The 26,855-nt window shown below is 49.1% G+C and carries 30 protein-coding genes; 12 read left to right on the top strand and 18 right to left on the bottom strand.

The window, feature by feature from the left end; translation table 11 throughout:
• Positions 1–274 precede the first annotated feature (274 nt).
• From ABJ225_RS13530 to ABJ225_RS13510, 5 genes are all read right to left on the bottom strand, one after another.
• Positions 275–1,558, bottom strand: coding sequence for a TIGR02679 family protein (locus ABJ225_RS13530; protein ID WP_347320776.1), 1,284 nt, complete (start codon positions 1,556–1,558; stop codon positions 275–277).
• Entirely contained in the window at positions 1,536–5,645 is a 4,110-nt protein-coding gene (locus tag ABJ225_RS13525; RefSeq protein WP_347320775.1) for a TIGR02680 family protein, read from the bottom strand. The genes ABJ225_RS13530 and ABJ225_RS13525 overlap by 23 nt, the downstream gene beginning before the upstream one ends.
• Complete coding sequence (locus ABJ225_RS13520; protein ID WP_286188129.1) at positions 5,638–6,810, bottom strand: TIGR02678 family protein; 1,173 nt, start codon at positions 6,808–6,810, stop codon at positions 5,638–5,640. The genes ABJ225_RS13525 and ABJ225_RS13520 overlap by 8 nt, the downstream gene beginning before the upstream one ends.
• Positions 6,782–8,293, bottom strand: a complete 1,512-nt coding sequence (locus ABJ225_RS13515; RefSeq protein WP_347320774.1) for a TIGR02677 family protein — start codon at positions 8,291–8,293, stop codon at positions 6,782–6,784. Before ABJ225_RS13515 ends, ABJ225_RS13520 begins: the two co-directional genes overlap by 29 nt.
• 223 nt (positions 8,294–8,516) lie before the next feature.
• Positions 8,517–8,750 carry a hypothetical protein gene (locus ABJ225_RS13510; protein WP_347320773.1) on the bottom strand — a complete coding sequence of 78 codons (234 nt, stop codon included), beginning with the start codon at positions 8,748–8,750 and terminating at the stop codon, positions 8,517–8,519.
• Positions 8,751–8,906: 156 nt separating this feature from the next.
• Between ABJ225_RS13510 and ABJ225_RS13505 the strand changes: the two genes are divergently transcribed.
• Complete coding sequence (locus tag ABJ225_RS13505) at positions 8,907–9,329, top strand: helix-turn-helix domain-containing protein (RefSeq protein WP_347320772.1); 423 nt, start codon at positions 8,907–8,909, stop codon at positions 9,327–9,329.
• A gap of 82 nt (positions 9,330–9,411) precedes the next feature.
• Positions 9,412–9,891, top strand: coding sequence for a hypothetical protein (locus tag ABJ225_RS13500; protein ID WP_347320771.1), 480 nt, complete (start codon positions 9,412–9,414; stop codon positions 9,889–9,891).
• Positions 9,892–9,917: 26 nt separating this feature from the next.
• On the opposite strand, the gene ABJ225_RS13495 is transcribed toward ABJ225_RS13500, so the two are convergent.
• From ABJ225_RS13495 to ABJ225_RS13480, 4 genes are all read right to left on the bottom strand, one after another.
• Entirely contained in the window at positions 9,918–11,255 is a 1,338-nt protein-coding gene (locus tag ABJ225_RS13495; RefSeq protein WP_347320770.1) for a replicative DNA helicase, read from the bottom strand.
• A complete protein-coding gene (locus ABJ225_RS13490; RefSeq protein WP_347320769.1) occupies positions 11,212–11,514 on the bottom strand; it encodes a replicative helicase loader/inhibitor in 303 nt (100 codons plus the stop codon). Before ABJ225_RS13490 ends, ABJ225_RS13495 begins: the two co-directional genes overlap by 44 nt.
• The gene (locus ABJ225_RS13485) at positions 11,504–12,223 is read right to left on the bottom strand and encodes a hypothetical protein (RefSeq protein ID WP_218245481.1); all 720 of its coding nucleotides are present in this window, start codon (positions 12,221–12,223) and stop codon (positions 11,504–11,506) included. Before ABJ225_RS13485 ends, ABJ225_RS13490 begins: the two co-directional genes overlap by 11 nt.
• 134 nt (positions 12,224–12,357) lie before the next feature.
• Positions 12,358–12,792 carry a hypothetical protein gene (locus tag ABJ225_RS13480; protein WP_347320768.1) on the bottom strand — a complete coding sequence of 145 codons (435 nt, stop codon included), beginning with the start codon at positions 12,790–12,792 and terminating at the stop codon, positions 12,358–12,360.
• Positions 12,793–12,934: 142 nt separating this feature from the next.
• Here ABJ225_RS13480 and ABJ225_RS13475 point away from each other — a divergent pair, with 142 nt between their 5' ends.
• Positions 12,935–13,603, top strand: coding sequence for a haloacid dehalogenase type II (locus ABJ225_RS13475; RefSeq protein ID WP_347320767.1), 669 nt, complete (start codon positions 12,935–12,937; stop codon positions 13,601–13,603).
• Positions 13,604–13,739: 136 nt separating this feature from the next.
• Here ABJ225_RS13475 and ABJ225_RS13470 read toward each other — a convergent pair whose 3' ends face one another.
• From ABJ225_RS13470 to ABJ225_RS13460, 3 genes are all read right to left on the bottom strand, one after another.
• Entirely contained in the window at positions 13,740–13,976 is a 237-nt protein-coding gene (locus ABJ225_RS13470; protein WP_347320766.1) for a hypothetical protein, read from the bottom strand.
• Positions 13,977–14,556: 580 nt separating this feature from the next.
• Positions 14,557–14,892, bottom strand: a complete 336-nt coding sequence (locus ABJ225_RS13465) for a hypothetical protein (protein WP_347320765.1) — start codon at positions 14,890–14,892, stop codon at positions 14,557–14,559.
• A gap of 59 nt (positions 14,893–14,951) precedes the next feature.
• Positions 14,952–15,128 carry a hypothetical protein gene (locus tag ABJ225_RS13460; RefSeq protein ID WP_347320764.1) on the bottom strand — a complete coding sequence of 59 codons (177 nt, stop codon included), beginning with the start codon at positions 15,126–15,128 and terminating at the stop codon, positions 14,952–14,954.
• A 173-nt stretch (positions 15,129–15,301) separates the two neighbouring features.
• On the opposite strand from ABJ225_RS13460, the gene ABJ225_RS13455 reads away from it, so the two are divergent.
• The 4 genes from ABJ225_RS13455 (at position 15,302) to ABJ225_RS13440 (ending at position 19,714) form a co-directional block, all read left to right on the top strand.
• Positions 15,302–15,982 carry a response regulator transcription factor gene (locus tag ABJ225_RS13455; protein WP_347320763.1) on the top strand — a complete coding sequence of 227 codons (681 nt, stop codon included), beginning with the start codon at positions 15,302–15,304 and terminating at the stop codon, positions 15,980–15,982.
• On the top strand, positions 15,979–17,823 hold the full coding sequence (locus ABJ225_RS13450; RefSeq protein WP_347320762.1) for a sensor histidine kinase: 1,845 nt from the start codon (positions 15,979–15,981) through the stop codon (positions 17,821–17,823). The genes ABJ225_RS13455 and ABJ225_RS13450 overlap by 4 nt, the downstream gene beginning before the upstream one ends.
• Positions 17,824–17,962: 139 nt before the next feature.
• The gene (locus ABJ225_RS13445) at positions 17,963–18,478 is read left to right on the top strand and encodes a hypothetical protein (protein ID WP_079515020.1); all 516 of its coding nucleotides are present in this window, start codon (positions 17,963–17,965) and stop codon (positions 18,476–18,478) included.
• A gap of 300 nt (positions 18,479–18,778) precedes the next feature.
• Entirely contained in the window at positions 18,779–19,714 is a 936-nt protein-coding gene (locus ABJ225_RS13440) for an LCP family protein (RefSeq protein ID WP_347320761.1), read from the top strand.
• 70 nt (positions 19,715–19,784) lie between these two features.
• On the opposite strand, the gene ABJ225_RS13435 is transcribed toward ABJ225_RS13440, so the two are convergent.
• The 5 genes from ABJ225_RS13435 to ABJ225_RS13415 form a co-directional block, all read right to left on the bottom strand.
• Positions 19,785–20,333 (bottom strand): GNAT family N-acetyltransferase, encoded by a 549-nt coding sequence (locus ABJ225_RS13435; protein ID WP_347320760.1) that lies wholly within the window; start codon positions 20,331–20,333, stop codon positions 19,785–19,787.
• A 55-nt stretch (positions 20,334–20,388) separates the two neighbouring features.
• Complete coding sequence (locus ABJ225_RS13430; RefSeq protein WP_347320759.1) at positions 20,389–20,859, bottom strand: GNAT family N-acetyltransferase; 471 nt, start codon at positions 20,857–20,859, stop codon at positions 20,389–20,391.
• A gap of 188 nt (positions 20,860–21,047) precedes the next feature.
• Entirely contained in the window at positions 21,048–21,470 is a 423-nt protein-coding gene (locus ABJ225_RS13425; protein ID WP_347320758.1) for a hypothetical protein, read from the bottom strand.
• On the bottom strand, positions 21,467–22,024 hold the full coding sequence (locus tag ABJ225_RS13420; RefSeq protein WP_347320757.1) for a hypothetical protein: 558 nt from the start codon (positions 22,022–22,024) through the stop codon (positions 21,467–21,469). The genes ABJ225_RS13425 and ABJ225_RS13420 overlap by 4 nt, the downstream gene beginning before the upstream one ends.
• Positions 22,025–22,053: 29 nt before the next feature.
• Complete coding sequence (locus tag ABJ225_RS13415) at positions 22,054–22,827, bottom strand: DUF7683 domain-containing protein (RefSeq protein WP_347320756.1); 774 nt, start codon at positions 22,825–22,827, stop codon at positions 22,054–22,056.
• A 139-nt stretch (positions 22,828–22,966) separates the two neighbouring features.
• Here ABJ225_RS13415 and ABJ225_RS13410 point away from each other — a divergent pair, with 139 nt between their 5' ends.
• The 3 genes from ABJ225_RS13410 (at position 22,967) to ABJ225_RS13400 (ending at position 24,464) form a co-directional block, all read left to right on the top strand.
• Positions 22,967–23,317, top strand: a complete 351-nt coding sequence (locus ABJ225_RS13410) for a hypothetical protein (protein WP_347320755.1) — start codon at positions 22,967–22,969, stop codon at positions 23,315–23,317.
• A 217-nt stretch (positions 23,318–23,534) separates the two neighbouring features.
• Entirely contained in the window at positions 23,535–24,158 is a 624-nt protein-coding gene (locus ABJ225_RS13405; protein ID WP_347320754.1) for an HNH endonuclease family protein, read from the top strand.
• Between the two features lie 63 nt (positions 24,159–24,221).
• Positions 24,222–24,464, top strand: a complete 243-nt coding sequence (locus ABJ225_RS13400) for a hypothetical protein (RefSeq protein ID WP_347320753.1) — start codon at positions 24,222–24,224, stop codon at positions 24,462–24,464.
• Positions 24,465–24,525: 61 nt separating this feature from the next.
• On the opposite strand, the gene ABJ225_RS13395 is transcribed toward ABJ225_RS13400, so the two are convergent.
• The gene (locus ABJ225_RS13395; RefSeq protein ID WP_079515012.1) at positions 24,526–24,960 is read right to left on the bottom strand and encodes a DUF4275 family protein; all 435 of its coding nucleotides are present in this window, start codon (positions 24,958–24,960) and stop codon (positions 24,526–24,528) included.
• A 189-nt stretch (positions 24,961–25,149) separates the two neighbouring features.
• On the opposite strand from ABJ225_RS13395, the gene plsY reads away from it, so the two are divergent.
• The gene (gene plsY / locus ABJ225_RS13390) at positions 25,150–25,737 is read left to right on the top strand and encodes a glycerol-3-phosphate 1-O-acyltransferase PlsY (protein ID WP_347320752.1); all 588 of its coding nucleotides are present in this window, start codon (positions 25,150–25,152) and stop codon (positions 25,735–25,737) included.
• A gap of 334 nt (positions 25,738–26,071) precedes the next feature.
• Positions 26,072–26,308 (top strand): hypothetical protein, encoded by a 237-nt coding sequence (locus tag ABJ225_RS13385; RefSeq protein ID WP_347320751.1) that lies wholly within the window; start codon positions 26,072–26,074, stop codon positions 26,306–26,308.
• Positions 26,309–26,855 lie beyond the last annotated feature (547 nt).

Below are 26,855 nucleotides of genomic sequence, written 5' to 3'. Positions count from 1 at the left end.
AGAAAGAGTAAGATACCCAAAACAGCGACAATCGTTTCGAACATAGAAGCCTCCTTTTTACTATCTAGTTCTCATAAGATATGTATCTCTTGCTACCTAATGGCTCTGCTTACTCCTTCTCCCCCCTATTCCGCCACTTAGATCGCATGTTATAAAGAAACGATGGAGCAGGCTTGAACACTAAAAAAGAAAAATCCGAACGAGTTGGAATTCCATTCACTCGCTCGGATTTTTCTATGGTTGAAACTCTTGTGTCGTAGCCCCTCTTTGCTAATCAATCATGTATCTTCCGCATATCCTCAACAAGCCTTCCAATCAACGCTTCCTGATAACCGGCTCGAGGCTCCTCCCTCATCCGCATAGCCACTTCCTTCAGAGTCGGATGAACAAGCCCTCTTACCTTTTGCAACCTTTTCTCAGAAATCTCTTCATCCGACACGCTTTCTCCATACGCCTGAACATCCATGCGCCATAAATGCACCTTTTCCGGAAATTTTCTTATAAGCCGTTCCGCAATCATCATCCCTTCCGGATCGAGATCTCCGGAGTAATGAATATGAACGTCAGCCTCCCCGGCCAGCAGTTCAAGCAATCGCCAGCCGGCCAAACGGATCTGGCCGTGGGTGCAGACAACCGGCGCATGGGGGACAAGGTCCATGAGCGTCGAAGCGACGGATGAATTCTCCACGACCCAGACGTTGCCTCCTCCTGCGGGATACACGCGGTCCAGGCGCAACAGCTCCTTCATCGGTACATTCAGGACCGTACCGGTTTCGGCAGCCGCTTCCCAGACGGGATGGAGCTTCCCACCCGCTTCCGTCAGCAGATTCCTAAGCGTGACGAAGCTCCAAAGATCATCGCGGATCAATCCGTACTGGCCAAGGAGATCCATGTCTTCTCCTGTTGTTTTCTGGAAAATCACTTCTGCACCCTGATCGAGTTGATCGACCGTAAGGAAGTGGCTCAACCATTTCCCCAGCACCGCACCTCGATCGAAGGCATGGGGGTTCCCCGTGACCATTTGGGCAAATAAAGGGATGCGCAAATACGTGTGGTCTTCTTGAAGAAGAGAGTATCCCTTTTCCAACACACCAAGCCCGTCTTCCACAAATGCGCGGTCATTCCGGTACATCGTCCAGATCCACCTTGTATCGGCTGATTTCCCCTCGATCCACTCGATATACCATGCAAGCATCGGATGCCTGTCCTTCAGTGACGTCCAGAACGCAGCATCCCGCTCTTGTTCATCCCGCTCACGCTCTTTATTCGCTATCAGTTCTTCTCCAAAATACGCTTCCAAAAAAGCACGGAGGGAATCATAGCGGTACTTCGTCTGGTCCAACGTCTTTTCAAATGAGAGAAGAGTCATGGACCTTTTGGTCTTCAATTCTTCCACGGGTACCCCGGTCAGTCCGGAAATCGCACGGAGCTCTTCATCATCATATCGCTTCAAGCTCACCGACCCGCCGATCCGGCCGAGGGATTCATACTTCTTCTTGAAAGCGAGGAACAGCTTCTGAAAAGCCGGTTCCTGCTTAAGTGAATTCAAATCGCTCATGCTCTTCTTCCTCGTCTTTCATCGGTTTTCGCTCCACGCCGTCCCATTCATAGCGCATGACCGTGACGAAATCTGCGTTCTTCGGTCGCAAGAGATCGGCGATGGATAGGGCCGGAACCGTATCGTAGTCCCCCCATAGGGCCTGGGAGTTCATGATGTAGTTGAATCCGAGCTGCTCGATCACCTCGAACATGTCGCGGATATTTTGTTCATCGACCCCGGCGAATGCTTCATCTAACGAAATGATGTAAGGGGCATCTGGCGCTGCATCCTGATAGCGGGAATAGGCAGCAGTGAACAGCGGGATATACATGGCCATCGCCTTCTCTCCACCTGAGAAGCGGAAGAAGTGGTTGTTGGTGAGCTCGCGTTTGACGCCTTCATTTTCCCTTTTGTATGAAAGGACGAAGGAGAACCACTTCCGGTAATCTAGGACTTCTTTCAGAACCTGATGCAGGGTCGAGCCTTCATTCCGAAGTGAAATCAGTTCCTTTGCCCTTGCAATCCGGGATTGGAAGTGGCGCGTAATCTTATCAAGGTCATCTTCGTGAAGATGCTTGCTGTCACGCTCCAGGAGCTTCACGAGCTCCGCCGTATCCATCTCCTCTTCCATCTCCGCAGTCTGCGCCTTCCAAGCAATGGAGAAGATCAGTCTCGATGAATTATCGCGCGCCGACATGATCCGGTCCATCTCGCGTACCCACTTTGCAGCCCGTTTGATCCGGCTTCGGAGGATGGTCCCGATATGATTCAACATGATATCTTCGTAGAGCTTGCGGTCCTGATCATCTAGATTCCTCTTCCGCTGTTCATACATCTTCCCGAGGGCATCGGCAAGAAAGTATGGGCTCACCTGGCTGCCGTTGTAGGAGAAGCGGATCAAGCGCCGATCCTTGAGCCCATGGTATTCACCGAGGAAGGCTTCAAAACGGTCATCCCCAACACGATTCATCCATTCAGGGACCTCCTTCCGCTCACCACCTTCACTCATCCTGTACTCCGACAGCATCGATTGTTCTTCAAAGAATGCTTTCGTGAGCTGTTCCTGGACTTTTGCTTTCTCATAAGACGCCAGCACGTCTCCGAACACATCCAAGATTGCTTTTGGCTCCCGTTCTTCCACCTCGGCAAACCCGTGGGCGACCTCATCGGCCACTTGGTGATCCCACTCATCCTGCATATTTTCCCAAAATGCCGCTTCTGCTCTGGTATCTGTTAATTTTTCCTGAATCCGTTTCAAGTCGGACGCGGTTTGCGGGAGATCCTGGTGGATTTGCTTCAGACCAGATTTAGCCTCGGCAAGCCTTTTTTGTACGCTGTGGATTTCCTGTCTGATCTCTTCAGCCCCTTGAAGGGCAAGCTGCTCATCGATCGACCTCATTTCGCGGGAAAGGCGCTCCAGTGCGTCACGCTCCTGATCGATGTCCCCTTTCAGATGATCAAGCTCCTCTTCAATCTCTTCCAGGTAGATGAGGAGATCCGCAAGCCTTCGCCTCGTTGCTGCGAGTTCCACCATGGCTTGACCGAGGGTATTGAGGTCCTCCTCATAATCCTTCATATCTTCCTGCGCCCTCGTCACGCTCTCCACGTTCACATCAAATGAGAAGGGACGGCTGAATTCGTATAATTTCTGCTTCAATACGCTCAGCGGAGACTGGACCTGCTTCCATTTCCGATCGGTCTCTTCAAGGAGAGCCTGTTCCACCCGGCGATCACGATCAAGGGACATCCACTCTTCCTGTACCTGCCGGAGGGTCACGTCGGAAGGAATCGTGCGCTGCCATTCCAGGCTTTCATCCAGGTTTCCCTGAAGGATCTCAATGGCTTGTTCCACTTCCGCCAGGACCGACGTCCACTGAGCCAGCTCTTCTTCAAGGGTGGCCATTTTTTCTTTCATATACCGCTTCCTCGATGTGCGACCGATGAAACGCGCAGGCCCTTCATTAGGTGCATGACCTTTGATCAACCCCATCGTATACGTTCCGTCTGGATCGATGACGAACGCTCCATCCGTTTCTTCTAACGGGATCGTACGGAGGACATCGTCGACATTCTCCCTGGATATACCCATAGCCGGATCGACGTCGGGCTTCAGATAATCAGCCAGGGTCTGAGCCATGAAAAGAGGCTCGGGAACGAGGATCCCATCCTGCTCCGGGGTGATGACTTCTGATGTGATGAGGCTATCAAGTACCCCGGTCTTCCGTAAGACCGATTCGATCCGAGCCCGTTCTTCCTCAGGCACGTGATCGAGAAACTCCACGGCCTCGAAGAACGGGACCGCCCGGACGCCCGCTTCCTTCAGCGATTCCCGGTGACGAGTGGTTCCTTCATGGCGATCAGGCTCGATCATCTTCTGTTGCTTCAGACGATCGATTGCATCCTTCACCTCACCAATTCTCTCACTAGTCCGCTCACCCTCGTTCTTTTTCTCAGCAAGACGGCTCCGCACAGACTCCTTATATGCATCCAAGCTTTCCTGGAGGGCATCCTTCACCCGGCCATACTCATTATCTTCATACAGTCCCTGGATCGACCGGGCAACGCGCTGCCTTTGTTGATCGCTGAATGAAAGGGAACCATGCTCCTTCATCCACGTGAACACAGCCGATTCAAGCTTTTGCTGTTCCTCCGTGAACCATTGATCTGTGTGCTCGATCTGCTGAAGGATCCCATCAAGCTTGAGTTTCTTGGCAGACGACTCCCGTTCCAGTTCCCTGTAGGATTCTTGGAGGCGCTCGCGTTCCTCGAGCATTTTCAGCCCATCCGCCAGCATCTTCTGATGTTCCCTCAGCTCTCTCTTCCAGACGGCAAAGTCATACCCGCCGTCCTTTAAACGATGAAAATCAGCTTCATTCACGGCATGGGCGGCAAAATCGGCTTCCAAAGCGAGGTTTTGCAATTCTCCCAGCAACTCATCCACCCTCCGTTGCCTATTCGATTCCTCATACTCAAGGGATCCTCTTTCGGTCCGCTTTTTCAGATAATCCCCTTCTTTGCGATCCAAGGTTTTCTCAAGTCGTTCCCTCGCAGCCTTCTTATCGACAGACTGCCTGCTGAGCTCCTGCTTCCGTTTTTCAAGGTTCCAGATCTCATGGCGCCCCAACTGATCACGCTTTTCTTCGAGTACTTCCTCTTCCATCGTCAGCTCTTTTTCTCTCATAGAGAGACGGTCCATCGTTTCGACCAGTTCCTTCTCCGATGCGATGAACGAAGCAACCTGATCTTCCTTCTTCCTGAAGCGGTCGGCTGCTGCCTTCCATTTCTCTGCCTTCTCGGCAAGAATATAACGGTTGTAGAGATCATACGCATTCCGTACTTTTTCAACGGATACCTTCTGAGCCGACAGCCGCTCGAGTTCCTGCTGTGCCTGGTCCATATGATCGATGCTGTCCGACAAGTAGCGGATTTCATCATCCGTCAGAGGTGGCAGGGCCGACTCGAGGATTTCGTAGATGACCGTCGGTTTGAAGTCCTTGGAGAGCTTTGGGCTCCTCAGCTGGATCAGGAGTTTGATCAGATCTTCATAGGCATCGACAGACTGGAACTTGAATAAGTGCCGGTTGACGAGCTCCATGTATTCTCTCTGGGACGAAACGACCTCGCCCCCGGCGCCGAGGCGGTTGGACAGTTCTTTTTCGGACAGAGGAATCTTTTCCCCGGAATGAGTCTGGGTGAGATGCAGATCCCAGCCGATGCGGCGGTTGTCCGTGATGACGAAGTACCACGATTTCATCTGTTTGTTCCGCTTCGCCTGCATGCCGATCCCCGTCGTCACATACTGGCCGGTTTCCTTCTTCACGTATTCCATGAACAGATAGCCAGTCCGCTCATCACGGTTGACGATTTCCTTTTCACCGAGAAGATAATCCTCCATCCGGCGGGCCTTCGATCCGAAGGGATCCAGCCGATCGGGTGATTTCCTGCCATCGAGGAGGACAGGGAGGAAGCTCTGCATCGTCACCGATTTCCCCGATCCGTTCGCTCCCCTCAGTAGAAGCTTCCCGTCTTTGAACGTGAAGGTTTCCTCATCGTAATACCAGAAGTTCACCAGTCCTGCACGGTTGATTTGCCATTGATCACTCATGATCCTCACCCTTTTCTTTGTAGTCGTCCGGGTATTTCCCCGCCAGGATCCCGAAGAGCGGCTTGATATAAATCATGTCGCCTTCATCATCCGTCTCCGCCATCATCCAACTCTCCATGGCCCCAAGGCACTCACGGCGCACGGCGTCAATCGAGGCATCCCTGAAGTACTTGGACCACCCCGATCCGTTCTTCTCCTTCAGCTTAAGGAGGATTCCATCGAAATCTCCCCTCGTGAGCAAGAGTTCCCCGGTTTCCGATGGGACGAACGCTGCTGGATGCTGATGAAAATGGTAGGAGAGCTGAAGCAGGATGTCGGTCACCGCTTTATTGCTTGGATAATAATCATACCGGTAGTTCGGCTCCATCGATGAAAGAAAAGCCGTATTTTTAAAGAGCCTCAGCTGATAATGGGTATGCTTCTCGATATCCTCCATCATCCGGTTCCGGAAGTTCCGTATGTAGGCGAAATCAAGCTCGTTCTCTGGACCTCTGTGCATGCCCGGTGAAAAGAAAAGTTGCCGGTAGACACGCTTCCGTCGTTCATCTTCCTGCTGATATCTCCAGTCCTCTTTCAACAGATCCTGCCAGCCTGTGAACATGGTCAAATCTTCTGGGAAGGAACGGATGAAGTACTTGCTGTACACGGTGGTTTCGTACAAAACCTCATGCTCTTCATCCGTATCGAACCGCTGAATATTCCCGTCCACGGTCTGGATGAGATGCAGATCCGTCATCGTCTTGATCGTGCGGATCAGGGACTTCCGGTGCGTATACACCGTCCAGTCGATGCCTTCTTCCCCCGCGTATTCATGGCGGATCTCTTCTGATAGCTCAGACAATAGGAACTGCTCCCCAACCGTTTTGTCCTCGAGGAACGCCATGGCATAGGAAAACAGTGCATAATCCCTTTGCTCCTGGAATGAAGGGATTCCCATCCACGGCTCAGGCTCCACCGGGATCTTCTCAAGCTTGATGAAATGCTGATGCACGATGAGGAGGAGACCGAATTTATCGTCCAGGTACCGCCTCAGCACCTTCTCCCTTTCACGGACCAGCTGGTATTCCCCCGGATTTTTATCACGCAGGATCCAGAATTCATGAAGGAGGATTTCAAGCCCTTGTATTGCTTTATCATCAAACTCCACGCTCGTTTTTGTTTCCAAGCCCGGTCCCCCCTTTCATCTCGAACATCACATCCGGCATCTTCATGATGCCATCCTCAGAGCGGAGAAGCGTCGTCCGTTCACGATCCACCGTGACCTTCAATGTGAATCCATAGTCCGTCTTGATGACCCCGTCTTTGCTCGTCAACCCTTTCCCGATCCAAGAGAGGATCAGCTTCCGCACAAACGGGCGCACTTCCCCCATTTCAGACAACATCAGGGTCTCTTCGGTGAATAATTCCCTTACCACCTCTCGCTCCTCTGCCATTTCAGCGAGATGCTCCTCGAACAAGGCCTTCTTTTTCCCTTCATTTGACACCATCGCACCTGGTTTTGTCTTATCCTTATACTCCCGGATCCGCGGCTTCACCGTCAGGACGACGGGCTCTTCCTCCCAGATGTCGGCATGCATATTTTCAGTTGAATCCTCCTCGATCTTGAGGTGGCGGATCGTCATGGAGCCGAACACGACGGCCGAGAGCTTATGGGCATCTTCAAGAGATGCACTCTCACTGAAGAGTTTCGCCAAGTGCAGATAGTCCTTCTTGCGGCTGTGAAAACTGTGATGGCGCTCGCTCATCCTCTGCACGGAGCGTGTGATCCGCCTGATCATTTCATTCGTCTGGAGCTGAAGCATCTCGAGCTCGCTCGACTGGCTCTCACCTCCGATGAACCAGGAACGCATCACCCGCCAAAAATCATGGAATTCCTGATACCATTCAAGGACCGTTTCCTCCCCGATCTCTTCCAGTCTCGGAATCTGCCTCCTGTACTCAGCAAGCTTATCGAAGAAGGGAGACACCTCCCCCTGGCCCATCCGCTCAAGCTGATCGGAAATCTGGAACGACGTCTTCTGTAGAGATACGATAAAGTCGCGCAGATACGTGGTAAATTGATTCTTATACACAAGAAACGCCTCGCTCTGCATGCGCTGGTCCGTCTGTTCGCTATTGATATACGCTATGTAATCGGCCGTGCTCGTCCGGATCGTCCGGAAATACTGAAGCAGATCTTCCCACAGGAGCATGTACGTCTCAGACGATTTCACCAGACCGTCCTTCAGCTCCGACTCCAACCGGTTCACCGCCTCAAGCAGCCTGTCGAATTGGGATTTCTCCAGAGAACCACCAAAGCTCTCTCCGCTCTTCCTCTCAAGGGTCTCGACCATCCTCTCAATCTCGATCGTGTACGGCGTCGGCTGATAGCGGAACCGTTTCTTCTTATATTCTTCAATCGTCTTCGCATTGGTCATATCCTGCCTGGCATTCAAGTTCTTCCACTTCACAAGCTGAGCCAGCTGCACAAGGAGCGCCTCTTCCTCATACTGCTCATAATGCGGTAGCGACCGCATGTACCCCAGTACCTCTTCAGGCGAAATAAAATCCCGCATCCGCTCATGCTGCAGGTAAAAGTATCGCAGGATCGTCCGGTAATCAGACGCATTCTCCGCCGTCAGGTAGCTCGCTTCGATCAGTTTTTTCATCTGTCCATGCATGGATGCCACACCTCTTTTCACTAGGAGAATAACGAATCTCAACTCCCCTTGTATATAGGAACATTATACCAGTGGGCAGATGGGATTCCCATTGATCTTAGAGAAAATCAATGGGCATGAGGATTAAAAAAACAAGGATGCTGAGAACCAGCATCCTTATTTTATGAATATTTCGGTAATCAAATATGCGTACAGATCCTGTACTACCATGTCATTCAGGCTCCCCTCTATTCCGCCACTTAGATCGCATATTATAAAGAAAATCACTCCCAAAATACACCGCTACTCCCACCAGCATAATTGTAAATGAAGCCCCTGTCTCGGACGTCTGTACATACGTATAAACGGAATGCCCCAACAAGACGATCAATATAACGGAGAAGGCCGTCCCACTCGCTTTTGTTGAATTCCCCTTTTCTTCCTCCGTCATGTTTCTGAAGAACATGTTTCGTCCCCCTTTTCGTTTTCCTCCACTATACATCTTTTTACAAAAATTGTATCCCTCCCCTCCCTTCAATCCCATCAGTGGCATATTCAGGAGTCTATTGGTATGATTAGCTCCGGCAAAGGGAATTGAACATCGATTGGAGAGACAGAAGAAATGAAGAAGATTGAAGTGGATACATTGATTGAAGGCGGTCACAGCATGATGAACAGTGTCGTGGTGGATACGGCGATGGAACTGAGCGGGGCTCACTTTGTGGTGAAGCTTGATGAGCTGTTAAAAGAGCGGGGCGTCACCCAGAAGCAGCTGGCCGAGATGACGGGTATGAGGGTCGGAACGATTTCCGAAATGGTTAATGGAAAGGGAACCTCCATCAATAAAACACAGCTCTTTTCCATCATGGCAGCCTTGAAGGTCACACGCCTGAGCGACCTCTATGAGGTGGTCCTTCCTGAAGATATGCGCAAAGAGTATCTGATGCTCAAAGACGAATGGGTGAACGAACGCAAGATGCCCCTGGCCGTCAAAGAGATGTATAAGAAGAACGTGTTGAAGGCTTCGGGCCTTTCACTTGATTGATCAACCATACGCCCCATGTGCAGGGCGTATTTTTTTATGGAGAAAAGACATCCTATACGAAAAAAGGGACGAAATATGAAAAATGAAATCATGGTATGTTCTCTCCATCTTATTAGGTTTCATCCATCCTCATACTATTGCAGAAGAATCCACGCCTGAACAGGCTCTGCTCGAAGACATGTGGGAAGACGGATATATAGGGATCGAGGATGCCGTTGCTGCGTTCGAAGATCAACAACAGATGGATGTCAAGCTCCCCCGTCTCCCATTTCACGCCACGATCGCACTGGGGAAAGCCTCCCCTGACACACTGACCCTCCAGTGGTTCGACACGGTCAACCATACCCATATCCGGGTCACCATCGGCAGCGGGCCATCCCTCAACAAGAGCCATGCCGTTGCTGTCACTCTGAAGAACGGTGTCAAAGCCTTTTACAGGGAGGATCCGCCTCATCACACCCTGTCATTTATCAGCGGCGGGCTCACGTACGACATCTACACCAGTGAACCGGTTGTCACGAATCAACGCGAGATGGTGGAATTCGTCAATAGCTTCAACTAGCTACGGCCCTGTTTTCAGGGTCTCTTTTAGTGCTCCATCGTTCTCCCCTTCTTCCCCACAAACCGCCCAAATTCCTTCATGAACTCCACCTTCACCGTCCCCACCGGACCGTTACGATTCTTGGCGATCTTGATTTCCACTTCCCTCCCGCTCTTCGTGTCGGTGTGATAGTAGTCATCACGGTAGAGGAACAGGACGACGTCGGCATCCTGCTCGATGTTGCCGGAGTCGCGAAGGTCGGTTAGGCGTGGGCGCTTGTCTTCCCTGGATTCGACGCCCCGTGACAGCTGGGAGAGGAGGATGATTGGGATGCCGAATTCCCGGGCCATTCCCTTCAGCTCCTTCGTGATGTAGCCGATGGCAAGGTCGTGGCGGTCGAACCGGCCTTTCACCGTGATGAGCTGGAGGTAGTCGATGAGGACGAGGAACGGCTTGTCGGGATGCTCCTGTTTCAGGGTGAGGATCTGCTGCCTCATCTCCTGGACGGTGATCATCCCATTTTGCGACAGCTCGAAGTCCGATTTGTACACGTCGTTAAGGGCTGCATGCATCTTGGGCATTTCGTCGACGGTCAAGTACTTATAAGGGTTATTCCACTTCATCATATTGATGCCCGTAAGGCTTGAGAGCAGGCGCTGCATCACCTGACGCGACGACATTTCCAGGGAAAAGGTGAGGGAGACGCCGTCTTGTTTGATGCACTCCCACGCCAGCTGGATTGCGAACGCGGTCTTCCCCATGGACGGGCGCGCCGCCAGGATGATGAGCTCCCCTTCCTTCCAGCCCCCTGTGAGGGCATCAAGGGACTCGAACCCCGTCGCGACACCCGGCAATCCTTCCCGCTCATGATAGAGAGATTCATAGAGCTCCACCATCAATTCCTTCTTCGACTCTTCCTGATGCGTCATATGGGTCTTCATGCTCGCAAGCGCCTTGTACAGATCATGGGCCGATTCCGGCGTGTAGTCCCGGAGGAATTCATAGGCCGAGTCCCGTATAAGGGCGAGCTCATACTGCTTCAGGACGAGGGATTCGAAGTGGGCGACATTCGCCGCTGTCGGGCAATGGGCTGCAAGCTCCAAGAGGAACTGCACCCCGCCGACCTGCTCCACATCTTCCCGCAGCTCGTCCACGAGGGTGACGGGGTTGACATCCAGCCCCTTTTCCTCCACCGCCCGCATGGCGGCGAAGATCCTCCGGTTATGCCATTGGCTGAAATGCTCCTCCTCCAAGGTGATGTCCCCGATTACACCCGGCTCCAGAAGCACGGCCCCAAGGATCATGCTTTCTGCCTCAAGGATCTGACGCAGCATCTTCTCCTCATTCCCAGGGTGGTACTGCTCGATATCCCTTACACTGTTCAATGCGTTCCGCCCCTTCCTTTTCCCATTTCAAGATCATGTCCTTCAGGCGCGTCTCCTCGACAGGCTCCTCGTACAATTCACTGACGCTCGGTAAAAATCGGCTTTCACGAATGTGCACCGTCAGCCTTTGTTGCACCCGTTCATACGTACATCCCTTCAGCTCTTCCGCCCATACCTCAAGCATCGACCGCGATAAGGGCTGATTTGGATAGGCAGCCTGCATCCTCTCCAACACCTTTCCCAGTTCATCACGCGTCATGGTGCGGGACTACATCATCGAACAATTCGTGGAACTTCGCCATAACGGTATCCCCCTGTTCCTTCCGTGACTCCCACACCTTCTCGATGTAGATGGCGCTATTGATCGTCCCCTTCTCGGCAAATAACGCCTCCATGAACGCCAGCAGTTCCTCTTCAGATTCCTTTTCACACAGTCGTTCCAGTGCCATGGAGTCGGCAGGTGAAACGCTGAGCCCCTTCCCCCGCTTCAGGATGAAAAAGTCCGTCACCTCCTGCAGCTTGCGCGTACTCATCAATCTCTTCTCAATCTTCTCTTTCTTTACGATCTTCTTTATGTTTTCACCTTCATTTCGTAGCCCTTTCACATCCATTTCACGTTTATTTCGCAAAGAAGCCTTCCAATGCTCAGGGGCACGGAGCGTGACGATCAATCCATAGGCAAATGCTTCAGTCGTCAGAACCCCCACCTTCTCCAGGCGCTTGATGGATCGATGGATCCTGGACAGGGAATACACCTCTTTCTTCCGGCCGTCATAAAACCACAGATCCTTTTGGAGCTGCTTCAGCGACGTCACATACTGCCTCGAAGACAGCTCCACTTCCCCCACGCGCAACCCGGCCTTGAACGTCACATGAGTCAGCAACCAAATGAAGATCCGCATATCCTCCTGATGATGGAACACATTCATCTCCACGATTTCATTCTCAAACTTACTCCAACCTTCCATATCCACACCACTCCCATTTCAACGTATGTATCTACTCTGTATATAGGCTCAACTTGCCGAAATGGGTACGGTCGACGAAAAAAAACCTTTTCCACGGAAGAAAAGGTCGAGAATCCTCATTCAATTTTTCATTCTTACGCGGGCTCCTTCTGCCTGAGCATGCGTCCTGTACCATAACCCATCAACGAGACACCAAGCCCCACGAACGGCGCTACAAGTTTGAGTAACATTGTATTCCCAAGTAGCAACCCCAGTCCATGTGCCGGCACACTGTACCAGATACCGAACAGCAACAGTTCCTCGTATGGAGCAAAAACGGCCAACAAACCCGCCACCAGGCCTATTCCCCAATACACCCCGACGAATACAAGGAATGCCCCCTCCCCTTTGATTCCTGATGGAATGCCGATCAAAAACCATACGAGGAAAAAGCACACCGCCACCAATAGATCGAACGCCGTTGCCGGATATCCTGCCATGGCCCCGGGTGTATTCATCCAGATCGCCACCATGGTGAGAACAAACGCCATCAGGAAAATCGGAAACCATCGTTTAGACGAAATAACCATCATACCCTCCCTTTCACACACTGGTAATAAAAGTATAAAGCATAACCAGGTCCTTCCACTACACCCTTTTCAGCTTTCCGTCCTGTTTACCACCACCCAAACAGGGAAACATACACCCATCACACCAAAGGAGACAAAACCCATGATCAAACCAACCATCAAAGTATTCATATTCGACGTCTACGGTACCCCCTTCGACGTCCATTCCGTACAAGACACATGCAACAAACTCTTCCCCGACAAAGGCGAAGCCATCAGCCAATCGTGGAGGAAAAAACAGCTCGATTATTTCTTCCTGAGACAAGTGATGGGCACGTACGAAGACTTCGTCACGGTCACCCGCGAGTCCCTCCGCCATGCCCTCATGGAAAACGGAGCCGAATGGACGACGGAAGCAGAAGATGAATTGATCGATGCCTACACGCACCTCACCCATTACGCTGAAGTGGAGAGCGTCCTCGCTGAGCTGAAGGATAAGGAGCTTGTCATCCTGTCGAACGGCACACAGCATATGCTCGACAGCCTGATCGAAAACGCCGGTCTTGATCACCACTTCGACTCGGTCCTGAGCGTCGATGACGTCAAGCAGTTCAAGCCAGCCCCCGCCGCCTACACCCATGCCCTCAAGGAGCTCGACGTGAAACGTGAGGAAGTGCTCTTCATGTCCTCCAACGGCTGGGACATCTCCGGCGCCAAGAACTTCGGCTTCCACACCGCCTGGATCAACCGCGGCCACGCCCCGACTGAGCAGCTCGGACTCGAGCCGGATGCGGTGTATGACGATTTAACAGGCATTCTTCAGTGGAAATAAGTAAAAGGATCCGATGCTGATATCGGATCCTTTTTACGCGTTACAGGAAAACAGATACAATTCATTACCTTCTTACTTCACAACCTCGCTATGATCCAATTCCATAATCATCCCCTACTCCCCCATACTCCTTGCATCAACTCACACTCATCACATAAACCAACAAAAACCCGATCGCATATGCCAGCACCACACTGAGAACAGAAGCAATCATCAGGGCTCCTCCCATCTTGCGGTCCCTGAAGTGATGCCAGAGGATAAAACCAGCCACCAACGCTACAACCGCCAGCACCATGGATGACAACAATGCGGCAGCAACCGTAGCGACCCAGCCTACAATCGTCGTGAATGTCTTTCCTCCTGTTTCGTTCATGCGTTGACCCCTCTTTCGGATTTTTCTTTTAACCTATACCTATGCGTACAGTCCACCCATTTCCCGGATTCAGAAGAAAAATAATGAAGATCGCAGCTTTTCCTAAGGGTTATTTTCATGCAATTAGTGTGTGAGGAGCGCAACCAAGACGGGAAATAATAATGCGTGGATGTATGATATCAATATCCTTTTATTAGTGGGTAGTTTCTTGTACATGTTTAAATGTCCATCTTCATAAAAGACCTTCAACATAACATGTTTTTCTTTTACAGGCATGCAGATATCACACATGCCAAAGACAATCATCACCATAAGAATGGCGACTTCAAGCTTGGGTTCAAAAAGGACGATTCCACTATAGATCGTGACTGACATAATCGAAATGATTACCGGGATGATTACATATGCCGTTACTTTATTCCACTTGGACAGTACATCTAATTTTGCCTCCGAATTCAAGTCAGCACCTTCTATTCTCTAAAGCGATGTTGGACTTTATGATCGTCTCGGAATCGTTAACTAACAGGATACTTTGTAAAAGTATGACAGGTTACATACCATCTACCCTTACGTTCTTCCCTCAATGCATGTTTATTGCAAAAAAAGCTGTAATGGCCGTGACCATACAATATTTCATCAAAGTTCCTTTATGTTTCTTGAGCTTCTCTTTTAAACGTAAGTCACCATCGGTCCCATATACATTCATACATTCATCCTTATCAAAGATGGGTTGATACAACACACAGTAAAGAAAAGGTGTCACGATCAGGGCCAGAACGCTCTGGCCGTGGATGTCTCCAAATGAGTAGACCAGATAAAGGACGCCTGCCCCTGCTGACATGATCGTCGGCACGAGTACGAAGGCCAGAAATTTGTTGCGAATGGTCATATTTACAGTTGATGATTCGTTACTCACCCTATCGCCTTCCCCTCTTTCATTTGCTAGAGCGTTAGATCCATCTACGCCCACACCACCTATAGCACTCTACCAATCAACCAAGGCACCAGATTGATGCTGATCACGCCCCACACCGTGACGGCAGCGATCCACCAGATCATAAACCGGGGCGATGGCTGTTTCTTTCTCTTACGGATAATAACCAGGGTGATGAGTCCAAGTGGGATCATGATGGTAACTAACCATGAGACCATATCATGCACGCTCCCCTCCGTTTCTTATACCCAAACTTTACCATGCAACTGGAAGAAAATGAAGGGAAAAGAGGAGGCACTCTTCTAAATGAAGATTTGAATCCTCCCCCCAAGAAGCTTATAATGAGGTGGAATTTGGAACGGTAAACAAGATCCGGAAAGGTTTAGATAGGATGAAACAGACAGTGTTAATCGCAGAGGATGAAGAGATCCTCCGGGAAATCAGTAAGAATTATTTTGTGAATGAGGGCTATGAGGTGCTGGAAGCCGGCGATGGTGAGGAGGCGCTGGAGCTCTTCGGGTGCCACTCCGTCGATCTGATCATATTGGACATCATGATGCCCCGCCGTGACGGTTGGGACGTGTGCCGGCAGATCCGGAAGCAGTCGGCGGTGCCGATCATCATGCTGACGGCACGGTCCGATGAGGAGGATACGATCCTAGGATTCGAGCTCGGGGCGGATGATTATGTGACGAAGCCCTACAGCCCGAAGATCCTGCTGGCGCGTGCCAAGCGCCTCCTCCAGCAGCGCACCCAGCCTACTACAAAGGACGATGACGCTTTGACGACGGGCGGTCTGCAGGTGAATCTCGGGTCCCGGACGGTGAAGGTGGCAGGTGAAGAGGTCTCCCTCACCCATACGGAGTTCGAGATCCTGTCGTACCTCATGCTCAATGAGAACATGGTCATCTCCCGGGAGCAACTGATTATCAAGATCTGGGGCTATGAATACCAGGGGGATGAGCGTTCTCTCAACACCCATATCCGGAACCTGCGCTCGAAGCTCGGGGCATGCGCCGGGATGATCAAGACGATCGTGCGGGCCGGGTACAAGTTTGAGGGACTGGTATGAAGAGCCGCCTCTTCCTCAAGCTCTTCTTCCTGACCCTTGCCCTGTGCATGCTGATGGTCGGGGGAATCTATGTCGGTCAGACGCTTTTTTTCGATGAGTATTATGAATCGAGCAAGATCGGCGAGCTCTCCGACTCCATGGATGAGTTCCAGAAGGAATACCTGAAGCTCGACGATGGGGAGCGGGCGAACCATGAGCTGGAACGCGGCTTCCATCAGGAGACGAATGCCTGGATCACGGTCCTCGATGAGAAGGGCTATGTGAAAACCCTGGAAGACTACACCCTCACGATCACAGGTGGATTCGTCGAGGAGGGCGGCATCGTGGCCAATATGGACCAGGAGTACACGATTCCCCTTGCCTATCTCGAAAACTCGTTATCTGATACGTCGATCCTCGAAGCCCTGGAAAACTACCGGGATCACGTCCTTGAGGTCAAGGCGATTGCAAAAGGCGACGAGCTGTATCCTTACGAAATGGTCGTGGATAAAGAACATCACCTGAACAACCGGGAGAGCCCCTTCGAGATCTTCGACGGCGGGATCGACAGCTACATGGACTATATGCGGAACCGGGTACTCGATGACCGGATCGATCATACACGGGAACAATCCCTCAAGAAGAAGATCCTGTACGGGAAGGTCGATGCCACGCATACGCCGGAACAATACCCGTTCCAGATGAACCCGGTGTTATCGAATCGCGTGTTCCTGGAACAGGTCAAAGCATTTCAGGCGGATCTGCTCCTCCGCCCGGGTCATGATCCCGTCGAGTCCTCGCCGAAGAGCTATGAGCGGAATGGCGTCTCCTACAAGATCCTCGTGGACAAGAAGCTGGATGAAGACGGGAACCCCCTTTATTTCATCTCGATGACGTCCCTCCAGCCAATCGATGAGGCAATGGAAATGCTGAAGGATTATTACATCTACGTGATCATCGGAGCGGTCATACTGGCCCTACTCGGGTCCTTCTATTATTCAAAAAAGATCACCCAGCCCTTGGTGAACATCAACAAGACGGCAAAGGACATGGCCAATCTTCAGTTCGAACAGCGCATCCCGATCAAGACCACCGATGAGATCGGCGAGCTGTCGGAGAGCATCAACAATCTATCCGACAACCTCCATCGACACATCAACCAGCTGCAGCATGAGATCCAAAAGGAAAAGCAGCTTGAACATACACGCAAGAACTTCATCGCCGGCGTGTCCCATGAGCTGAAGACACCCCTCAGCATCATCCAGAGCTGTACGGCAATCCTCCAGGACGGCCTTGCCAAAGACCGCACGGATCACTATTTTGAAGCCATCAACCGGGAAGTGAGCCGCATGGACCGGCTCATCGTCGATATGCTCGAGCTCGCCAAGTACGAGTCCGGCACCTTCCAGCTCCAGCCGGAAGCGTTCCCCGTCAAAGAGGTGATCCAAAACGTGTTCAATCAGCTCATGATGAAGATCCAGGAGAATAATCTCCAGGTCCACATGGACGTGGCAGATGTCACCGTGCTCGCCGATCAGCACCGCATCGAGCAGGTGCTCAGCAACTTCCTGTCAAACGCCATCAAGCATACACCGCCAGCCGGACAAGTGAAAATCGAAGCCCATCCCGACGGCAACCACGTGCGGATCAGCATCATCAATGAAGGCGAGCCTATCGAAGAAACCCATCTGAAGAGGATCTGGGACCAGTTCTATCAAGAGAAGAAAGCCGGACGTGCCAAAGATGGCACCGGCCTCGGACTCGCCATCGCTAAGAACATCCTGAAGCTTCATGACGCAGAGTATTCCGCACAGAACACGGACCGCGGCGTTTGTTTTTCGTTTACGTTGAAACGGATTTAGCTATCAAACGCTATAATACTTTGCTCTTTTGCGAATAAATGATCTCCTCCAAAAGACTGTAATCTAAATGATTTATTTGTAAATAAACTGATACAAAAGGTCGAATCATGTGATACAATCTTTTGGGAGGTGCGTAAGTATGAAAAAATTCTTAGTAGTCGTACTTGTTGCCCTGCTCTTGGGAGCTTGTGGCACCACGGAAACGAAGGAACCAAAGTCTGTCGATTCCAGTGAAAAATCCAAGAACGAAACCAATAAGGAAGAAACCAAAAAGGAAGAGCCTAAGAAGCTCAACCAGGAAATCGCTGACACAGAAAACATCAAAGCAACCTTGATTTCTGTGGAAAAGAAAAAAGACGATGTGTTTGGTGATACCATTGAGGTAATGTTCGAGGTTGAAAATAAACGTGATGATACCATCGAAATTCAAGCGAGGGAAGTTTCCGCTGATGGCAAGATGGTCGATGAGGGAATGCTCAGCATGAGCCAAGAAATTTCAGGTGGCAAGAAAGCCGATGCTACCCTTACCATTCAAAGCTATGACGATGGAAAAGAGATTCCTGAGCTAAAAGAAAACCTTGAAATGATCCTTTATGCGTTCTCATGGGATAATATGGACTTTGAAGAAGAGCACAATGTAAAAATAGACTTCTAACATAGGGGAGGGCGACTTGAAAAAGTCCCTCTTTTTTTGTTTCAATCAATGCAACGCCACACCCCTCTCCTCTTACTCTCCGGGCTTTTCTGTCCCCATGTAACATTTATATTTCCTCTACTTCACTATTCCCTTCTCAACATTTCACTTTCACTCTGAAGATTTCCCTCGCCATCTTCACCTCATCTTTATCTCCCTGCTATACAGTGAGAAATGATGCGGATACGCGCATATGGGATTTTCGACAGTCGTGAACGACCACATAGAGAATGAATTTCACACATGAAAGGTGGATACACAGTGAAGCGTACAGTCAGACGTAAACGAATCAGAAAAAGAAGGGTCGGTCTTCTCCTTATCGTCGCCCTCCTCCTCGCCTTCGGGGTCAAAGGGTATATCTTCGCCAACGGGAATTCGCCCCTTCATAAGACCAGCGCCGAAGAGGAAACGGAATTCAACGGATCGGACGAGCAGGTCGACAACACCAATGTCCTCATCCTCGGAAGCGATGCACGCGGGGACGAGCGGGCACGGGCCGATACGATCATGATCGCCAACTACTCCTCGAACACGAAGGAGCCTAAGATCGTCTCGATCATGCGGGACACCTACGTCCATATCCCGGAGCACGGATACAACAAAATCAACGCCGCGTATGCCTTCGGTGGTGCGGAACTCATGAGGCAGACGATCGAGGAAAACTTCGGCATCCCCATTCACTCTTATGCCGAGGTCAACTTCAACTCGTTTGAAGAGATCGTCGACGCCGTTGCACCGGACGGGATCGAATTGACGCCGACGTATGAAATGACCCAAGACAAAAAAGCCCTCGGCGTCCAGCTGACCGAAGGCACGCAAAAACTCCACGGCAAGGAGCTTCTCGCCTACAGCCGCTTCCGCCACGACGGTAACGGCGACTACGGACGCGTCGAACGCCAGCAGGAAGTCTTCGGCAAGCTGAAGGAAGAAGTGAGCAGCTTCTCCACCATCACCAAGCTACCGAAGATCGTTCGCATCGCCTACAACTCCGTCGACACCAACGTCCCTTACCGCACCCTCCTCTCGGTCGGAACCGATGTGGTGCGCGGCAAGACCAAGGACGTGGAAACGATGCGCCTCCCGATGGATAATACCTACCATAACACCCGTTATGACGTCGGCGCCGTCCTTGAATTTGATGAAGGCGGGTTGGAAGAGAATGCGGCTGAAGTGCAGGCGTTTTTAGAGGAATCGTGATGGCGGCAATATAAAGATCGTTAACCTAACAAAACCCAGAGTTGATGACTCTGGGTTTTGTATGATTCCATTAATAAAGATAGCCTAATAAATCTAAACATCCATTTTCCCACTTCGCATTTCCAATCTCCTTCATCATCAGTTCATTCATGACTTCCTTTCCCACACCTAAAGATTGATGATTTTCATGATCTATTTTGAGCCATGTACATTCGCTCATTACGGATCGGTATCCATTTTTCAAATACAAACCCTTATGATCTGCAAATAATAGTAAGAAATCAATCGACTTATCTCCACTGAATTTTTCAATTTCTGAAAGCAATAAAGAGCCTAATCCATTTGAGCGGTATTCCTTTTTGACACATAGATCAATGACTCCAAGAACGTTTACTGGAAGGCCATTGAGATTCATCACTCGATAATCCAGCCCTACTTGAGCAACTAGCATATTGTCTTCATTCAAAACCAGGTATCTAAAATGGGGCAATTGCTTAAAATATACTCTTTCCTTTGGATAATCGTCTCCAAAACTCTCCAACAGTAACTCTTGAATACTACTTCTTAGCGCACCATCAACCTCATACTCGTGTACTCTTTTGATTTTCAACTTTTTCACCTGTCCTCTAGTTATTCCAATCTATTTAATTCTATTCCTCATTGACCAAGGAGACTTATACCATACGGGAATAATAAGCGACATCGGTAACCCTGCCCATTAGATTCGATTCAGGCAACACCGCTACCAACGTAAACCCAAGCTTTTCAATTAACTTCTTTGACTGTACATTTTCATTATCGATCGTAGCCGATAGGCGTTTAAGATGTAAGGTGCTTCTACAATGCTCGATGACCGCGGACACCGCTTCATGCGCAACCCCACATCCCAAATGCTCCCTCATGAAGCGATACCCGATTTCGCCAAGATACCCTTCTGCTATAGTTGGGATCATGACATCCCCGATAAATTCATCTGTCTCTTTTAATGCCACCGTCCATTTTGTTTCCGTACGATTCCTGATCATTTCTATCATGGCGTGTTCATCACGAGGGGGATTGATTCCAAGGTATTTTCTTACTTCCTCGTGGTTAAACATTTGAAGCATGTTGGGAATGTCTTTTTCCGCTCTCGGACGTAAAACCAATCGATCTGTATGATGATTGGTGCTTCTTTTTTTTCATGATGGGTTCCAGCCTTTCTTGCATTGTGTAAATAAAAATGGTCACATTATCTATATGCTAGGTCAATGTTAAGATCCCTGTTTTTCTGAAGCTACTTAACTCTTCAGGGGTGTGTAGCGTGGACAGGCTTTTACACAGGTAGAGTCAACCATTAGCCTTTATCAAATATCTCTTGTTTGTTTTCCATTATTCTGGCTACTTTCATTTTGACACGTGGAACTCCATCTTTTTGATAATAATCATTTATTATAGGCTCTACTTCATAGTTGTCTGTACAAAGGATCTTAGGAGAAAATTGCTCAACATACATGTCGCCATAACCTTTGACACAGTTCGCCATTGTATCCAGTGCAATTAAACTTAGAGGTCTTCCTTTGTTCAGCCACGTTTTCATTCTCTCCCAGGTTGGGAAGCATACGGCTGCCAGCCTTCCCCAATTATCGTTAAAACTCATGGAAGTTGACTCAATCCAATCAAGTACATTACTTGAACGGAAGCGGTGTAAGCAGGTAAAAGCCGCTATTGGCAATTCTTTTTCACCTACCAGTTTCAATTTCCCAAAGATATTACTCAATCCCTCTTCGGATGGCAAACTACTGGCTGTCGCCCAAGAAATCGGGTAAAGTAAATCTTCCTCATTACCCACCCTGAAGCAGAAGCACCTAAAACATCAGCTACAATTTCCAACATTCTTGTTTTCACTTCGTAATTTCTGGTTACATAAAATCTAGATATCACTGAACTCAAAGTATTTTGGATATCGTGTATTTTAAGGGCATTTATTACATCATCCTCAAGAAACCATCTGGTTATCGAAAAGTCTAATAAAGACTCCAAATTATCTCGAACATCTCGTAATGTGGGTGCTTTATCTTTTTTTGTTACAACTATATCTTCTTCTGGTTGGAAAGCCTCTCCGTTCTCTTCATAAAAATCATCATGCAATGAAAATTTATTAGGGGAATGAACAACCGCTAAGTTGTACCATTCAATAGGTCGTAATGAATATTTCACTAACCTTTCGTGACATTGATTGCATAATTTATAAGGTTGACTAGAGTCATCAGATGTTTCTACAACGTTAATCTCGTTTCTTTTACAGGCTTCACACAAATCAGTTATCGCCACTGATACCACTCCCTTTTATTGCATATATATTAATGCCCACCCCAAAAACGATACTCATAAAGATTAAAGTCCATTTCATGCTCCAGAAAACGTTGAAAAAATTCCTTCACTTCACGTGGAATCTCAAAGGAGCCAGTCACCGGATGCGCTGCTGACAAGCGGAAAATCCTTCGGCACTCATCCAGGGGAATGCCGGTCACGCCCTCTTCCCCCACGAGGATCTTGGACTCATCGTCAAGATCATTCCATCCAATCTCCCAGATGGCGTCTTCTTCGGAAATCCCATACGGAGATAGCTCCGATTCCAAAAAAAGGCCGTGGGTGGCAGACCATTCGATGGCCGATGGACAGTTCACATGGGAGCCAATATACATATAGTAATCCGTCCCCAAATGGATGAAGAAACGATCCCCGTCATACAGCTGGCACCAAATGAAATCCCGTAGCACCAACTTCATGATCAAGCGCAGGTCACCCAGGTCGACCAGGGAATCTTCCTTCAGCACAATGCCTTCAAATTCACTCTCATATAAGAAAGATGCCCAATCCTCTTCTGTTATGCTCCCTTCCAACCCCAGAACACGCACGGATTGGATGCCGCTCTCCTCCATAAATGCATTGGCAGAATCAATATAAGCCTCCTCTACCCGTAGATAGTCATCGAGCATCAATTCGTTCCCATCAAAGGTCTCCCCTATATCAGAAGGTGAAGTCCACTCCTCTACCAAAGTGTAGTAGCCATGTTCATCCCTGAACGTTGGATTGTACTTCGTGACACGCCACTGGTGCTGTATGTGTTTCACGATCCGACTCCTCCATTATTTCTGTCATGTGCGTATCTTTCCTTCACTATACCATATATTTTTCCAATATTATCAAATCAATTGTAGTATAATGGAAACAAGATCCATTTGCGGTAAGGCAGATCAACAGGGGGTATGTATGAATAAGAAAAAGGTGATTCGGATTGTCTCGGTTCTCTCTCTAGGGACCATTCTACTAACGTTATGGGCTGTTTTTTCTTACCAAGAATCTGATAAATTCGGTGGCTTTCCAGTCCCTCAATTGGCGAAAAAAACAGTGAGTCGGGATGACTTTGAATCGTACAAATGGGCTGGCACTTCTGAAGCGAAGGAAGATGGCCTTCCCTTCCTTTACCGTTCGCATATCAAAGCGGGAGGATGGAAAAAAACGTTTACAGAAGGGACTCTGACGACGTATGAAAAAGGTGAACATAAAATTGATGTGATCGCGCAAACAGGCTATCTTTCCATAAACGTTAGTAGAGAGTAGTCGTGAACCAATCCCTTAATAATAAGGTGGTTGGTTCTATTTCATTTCAAGACATTCTTCTACCACCAATTTAAAAATCCGAAAGAAGTCTGAATCTTTACAAAAAACCTCTTGTAAACCTATCACTCCCTCCCCTATCATGGCAGTAGTGGCACCTTAATCCAGTATGCGCATCGTGCTGATGTTCATATAAAAAACTACATACAGGAGGCTCTCCATGTTCAAGAAAACCATTTTGTTTGTCGTTGCCCTTGTCCTTTCCTTCTCCCTGTTCCTGCCGTCCGCGTTTGCCACTCCGCCTGTCACACCGTCGAAAGCGACGTCCCAGTCCCAGTTGAACGGACTCACGGTGAAGACCGAGGGGGTGATGACCGGCTACTCTCGGGACAAGTTCCCCCACTGGATCAGCCAGGGCGGCGGATGTGATACCCGCCAGGTCGTCCTGAAGCGCGATGCCGATTCGTACAGTGGCAACTGCCCGGTGACGTCGGGAAGCTGGTACAGCTACTATGACGGCGTCACGTTCACCGACCCGTCCGACCTCGATATCGACCACATCGTCCCACTAGCCGAAGCATGGCGCTCCGGGGCCAGCAGCTGGACCACCGCCCAGCGCGAGGCGTTCGCCAATGATCTGAGTGGATCCCAGCTCATCGCCGTCTCCGCGAGCAGCAACCGCTCCAAGGGTGACCAGGACCCATCCACCTGGCAGCCGCCCCGTGCCGGTGCGAAATGTGGCTACGCCAAATGGTGGATCAGCACCAAGTCCAAATGGAACCTGAGCCTGCAATCGTCCGAGAAGACCGCCCTTCAAGGGATGCTGAATAGCTGCGTATACTGATAGAATAAAAGAAAAACGGACGATCCTCATCGGGATCGTCCGTTTCAAACAGGAGGCCAAACCATGGAAACCAAATCAACCACGTTCAACGCAAGCCACGGCGTCATGACTGAAGAAGTCGGCGTCATCAGCGGGGAGCTTGAGCTCGTCACCACCTGCGATGAAGATGGCATCCTCTCCCTCAAGATCACCTATGTAGGTGCACAAGAATGGTACACCTTGCCTGGTGAGGAGTATCGGTTGTTTGATGCCCGGGATCATGAGGTGGTTCATGGGATGCTGGTGAAGGTCCTGGAAAGAAGCTGAGTTTCTACTAAAATATAATCAATGCCAAAGACGCTTGGAATCCGAAGCGTCTTTGTCTTTTCTATCTCCTACTGAAATAGGGCCCAAGCCAACCGGTCTCATGCGTAAGCACGAACGTCCAACGGAACTGTTTGTCTACGACATAAACGTCGCGGCCCACTTCACTTAATAAGTCCTTCACATCAAAACCCGACGCATTCTCAAGAAGCAGGGCGTCCTCCGTGTCCTGAAAGAAGATGAAACACTTCTGTTTCTGTTGATCCCTGAAAGCACCTTCCGCCTTCTCACCTTCAAGACATGTCCTCTTCTTGTAACTGAACAGATGCCACAGATATCCACCGAATCCATCTTGGTCAGACAAATAGATGGACTGTTTCTCCTTTTCGCTGAGGTGACCGGCAAAATGGGTTTCCCATTCTTTCTTCAAGTACGCTCCCCATCCAGGGATTTCTCGGACCTTGATGTTTTTTTCTATTAATCGATCGATCATATTCATTGGTACCTCCGTGATTTTTTAGAGTAGTGCCCAGACCATGTCTCAAAGCAGTGCCTAGCCGGCATTTGTTTGACTCGACACCTAAGAAAACAGCTATATAATATGTAAAAATATGTTATACTACGTTCGAAACATGGTTTACGAACAGGACAAACCAAAACAAAAAATACACTGGGAGATTATACAAATTTGAACATACTCACTTTGGTATTAAGTTATGTTATTGGCTCCATTTCCTTCGCACTTGTCGTTGGTAAGATAGTTTACAAAAAAGATATTCGTCACTATGGAAGTGGAAATTTGGGAGCAACCAATGCTTATCGGGTGTTAGGGATGAAAGCAGGTCTGTTCGTTGCAGGTGCGGATATCGCAAAAGGGGTATTTGCATGTTTCCTTCCCGTCCTACTTCATTCCACGGTCAACCCCATTGCTTGTGGGTTGCTGGCTATCGTGGGACACATCTTTTCTCTATTTGCCCGTTTTAAAGGCGGGAAAGCCGTCGCGACATCTACGGGCGTATTTTTATTTTTGTCTCCCTTGGGTGTTTTGGTCGGTTTTGTAATGTTTGTCTTAACATTGTTCATTTCCAAATATGTATCCCTAAGCTCGATGGTGGCAGGTATCTCCTTATTCATTTACAGTATACTATTCGAAGACAGCGTGATCATAGGTATTTCTCTGCTGGTAAGCGTTTCATTGATCATTCTTCATCGTCAGAATATAATAAGGATTCTCAACAAAACAGAGAGTAAAATAAACACGTTTCATTCTTTATAATCTGTGAAGGAACCACCCATCACGTATATCAACCTGAAACCTAAAAAGCTTCCCAGAGAAACGGACCAACCGTCCACTCTCCAGGAAGCTTTTCTTCATCTTATTTTCCGCTGTTGGTTGAAGACGTGGGTCTCGACCTGGTTGACCATCGGGGGGACCTCACTGAATTCGGCGATGTCGATGAAGCGGTCAGGGTAGAAAAGGCCAAAATAGCTAGGTGTTCGTTAATGGAAGATCGATATTGAATGAATGACGTATGTAAGGTTCCATCCCACTCAACTTTATTCTTATAACCATCTGATTTATAATGAATACAAATCAGGAAAAGTGGGTGATGAAATTGGATCCTATTCGAATTGATCACGCTGATGTAAAAAAAGCCATTCAATCTGGGCATCCGTACATCCAAGTTGATAACAAGAAATTCTTACTTATGGAAGTAGAAGAAATGTCGGACGACGGCGGGTACCACGTTACCGATCCTGATGAGGAAAAGCAACTAGTTACAGCGTTGGAAGAAGACAACCCAATCCTCTCAGAAGATCAAATTAAAAAAATGCTTGGAAGTTAACAAATGAAAATAGCTTGGAGAATGTCAGCCATCTCATCTCTTTTATCCCTCGATCAATGGAGAGAATCAATAGACCTTCAACCGATTGCCGCATATTTAAAGGACGCTGTTGAATCCTATTTTCTTCATAAAGACTTCTCTATTCACCTTCCTGGAAGACATATTCTCGTGAAAGGAATGCCAGTCGACTTACGAATGGTGTTAATATCGTTAGGAAAATCTGATCCCTATAAAATATTTTATAGGGTAAAACAAAACCAAGTCGAAATCTTTCTGATTCGTCATCCTAATCAAAAGTCGCTCTAATAAAATACAAATCCCAAAAAGCTTCCCAGAGAAATGGTCCAACCGTCCACTCTCCAGGAAGCTTTTTCTTCATCTTATTTCACGTAATTCACTAACATTTCCGCAGTCTCTGAATAGGGAACTCCATCCGAACTAGAAACCAGCTTGTCCATAAAAGAAACTCCACCTTCTTTACCTTCGTCATCGAAGAAATTGAAGGTGTCGATACGACCGCGGGATTGAACGAAGGTTTGAGCCGAGA

The sequence above is a fragment of the Rossellomorea sp. RS05 genome (genome assembly GCF_039822645.1).
GTDB lineage: Bacteria > Bacillota > Bacilli > Bacillales > Bacillaceae_B > Rossellomorea > Rossellomorea marisflavi_B.
Note: the sequence above shows the minus strand (reverse complement) of the source record. Positions and strands in the feature narration are given on the sequence as shown.

What these genes read in the sequence shown, in the direction of transcription:
- ABJ225_RS13530 (WP_347320776.1), bottom strand. Translation starts at nt 1,558, where the DNA reads ATGAGCGATTTGAATTCACTTAAGCAGGAACCGGCTTTTCAGAAGCTG.
- ABJ225_RS13525 (WP_347320775.1), bottom strand. Translation starts at nt 5,645, where the DNA reads ATGAGTGATCAATGGCAAATCAACCGTGCAGGACTGGTGAACTTCTGG.
- ABJ225_RS13515 (WP_347320774.1), bottom strand. Translation starts at nt 8,293, where the DNA reads ATGAAAAAACTGATCGAAGCGAGCTACCTGACGGCGGAGAATGCGTCT.
- ABJ225_RS13510 (WP_347320773.1), bottom strand. Translation starts at nt 8,750, where the DNA reads ATGTTCTTCAGAAACATGACGGAGGAAGAAAAGGGGAATTCAACAAAA.
- ABJ225_RS13505 (WP_347320772.1), top strand. Translation starts at nt 8,907, where the DNA reads ATGAAGAAGATTGAAGTGGATACATTGATTGAAGGCGGTCACAGCATG.
- ABJ225_RS13500 (WP_347320771.1), top strand. Translation starts at nt 9,412, where the DNA reads ATGAAATCATGGTATGTTCTCTCCATCTTATTAGGTTTCATCCATCCT.
- ABJ225_RS13490 (WP_347320769.1), bottom strand. Translation starts at nt 11,514, where the DNA reads ATGACGCGTGATGAACTGGGAAAGGTGTTGGAGAGGATGCAGGCTGCC.
- ABJ225_RS13485 (WP_218245481.1), bottom strand. Translation starts at nt 12,223, where the DNA reads ATGGAAGGTTGGAGTAAGTTTGAGAATGAAATCGTGGAGATGAATGTG.
- ABJ225_RS13480 (WP_347320768.1), bottom strand. Translation starts at nt 12,792, where the DNA reads ATGGTTATTTCGTCTAAACGATGGTTTCCGATTTTCCTGATGGCGTTT.
- ABJ225_RS13475 (WP_347320767.1), top strand. Translation starts at nt 12,935, where the DNA reads ATGATCAAACCAACCATCAAAGTATTCATATTCGACGTCTACGGTACC.
- ABJ225_RS13470 (WP_347320766.1), bottom strand. Translation starts at nt 13,976, where the DNA reads ATGAACGAAACAGGAGGAAAGACATTCACGACGATTGTAGGCTGGGTC.
- ABJ225_RS13460 (WP_347320764.1), bottom strand. Translation starts at nt 15,128, where the DNA reads ATGGTCTCATGGTTAGTTACCATCATGATCCCACTTGGACTCATCACC.
- ABJ225_RS13455 (WP_347320763.1), top strand. Translation starts at nt 15,302, where the DNA reads ATGAAACAGACAGTGTTAATCGCAGAGGATGAAGAGATCCTCCGGGAA.
- ABJ225_RS13450 (WP_347320762.1), top strand. Translation starts at nt 15,979, where the DNA reads ATGAAGAGCCGCCTCTTCCTCAAGCTCTTCTTCCTGACCCTTGCCCTG.
- ABJ225_RS13445 (WP_079515020.1), top strand. Translation starts at nt 17,963, where the DNA reads ATGAAAAAATTCTTAGTAGTCGTACTTGTTGCCCTGCTCTTGGGAGCT.
- ABJ225_RS13410 (WP_347320755.1), top strand. Translation starts at nt 22,967, where the DNA reads ATGAATAAGAAAAAGGTGATTCGGATTGTCTCGGTTCTCTCTCTAGGG.
- ABJ225_RS13405 (WP_347320754.1), top strand. Translation starts at nt 23,535, where the DNA reads ATGTTCAAGAAAACCATTTTGTTTGTCGTTGCCCTTGTCCTTTCCTTC.
- ABJ225_RS13400 (WP_347320753.1), top strand. Translation starts at nt 24,222, where the DNA reads ATGGAAACCAAATCAACCACGTTCAACGCAAGCCACGGCGTCATGACT.
- ABJ225_RS13395 (WP_079515012.1), bottom strand. Translation starts at nt 24,960, where the DNA reads ATGAATATGATCGATCGATTAATAGAAAAAAACATCAAGGTCCGAGAA.
- ABJ225_RS13385 (WP_347320751.1), top strand. Translation starts at nt 26,072, where the DNA reads ATGAAATTGGATCCTATTCGAATTGATCACGCTGATGTAAAAAAAGCC.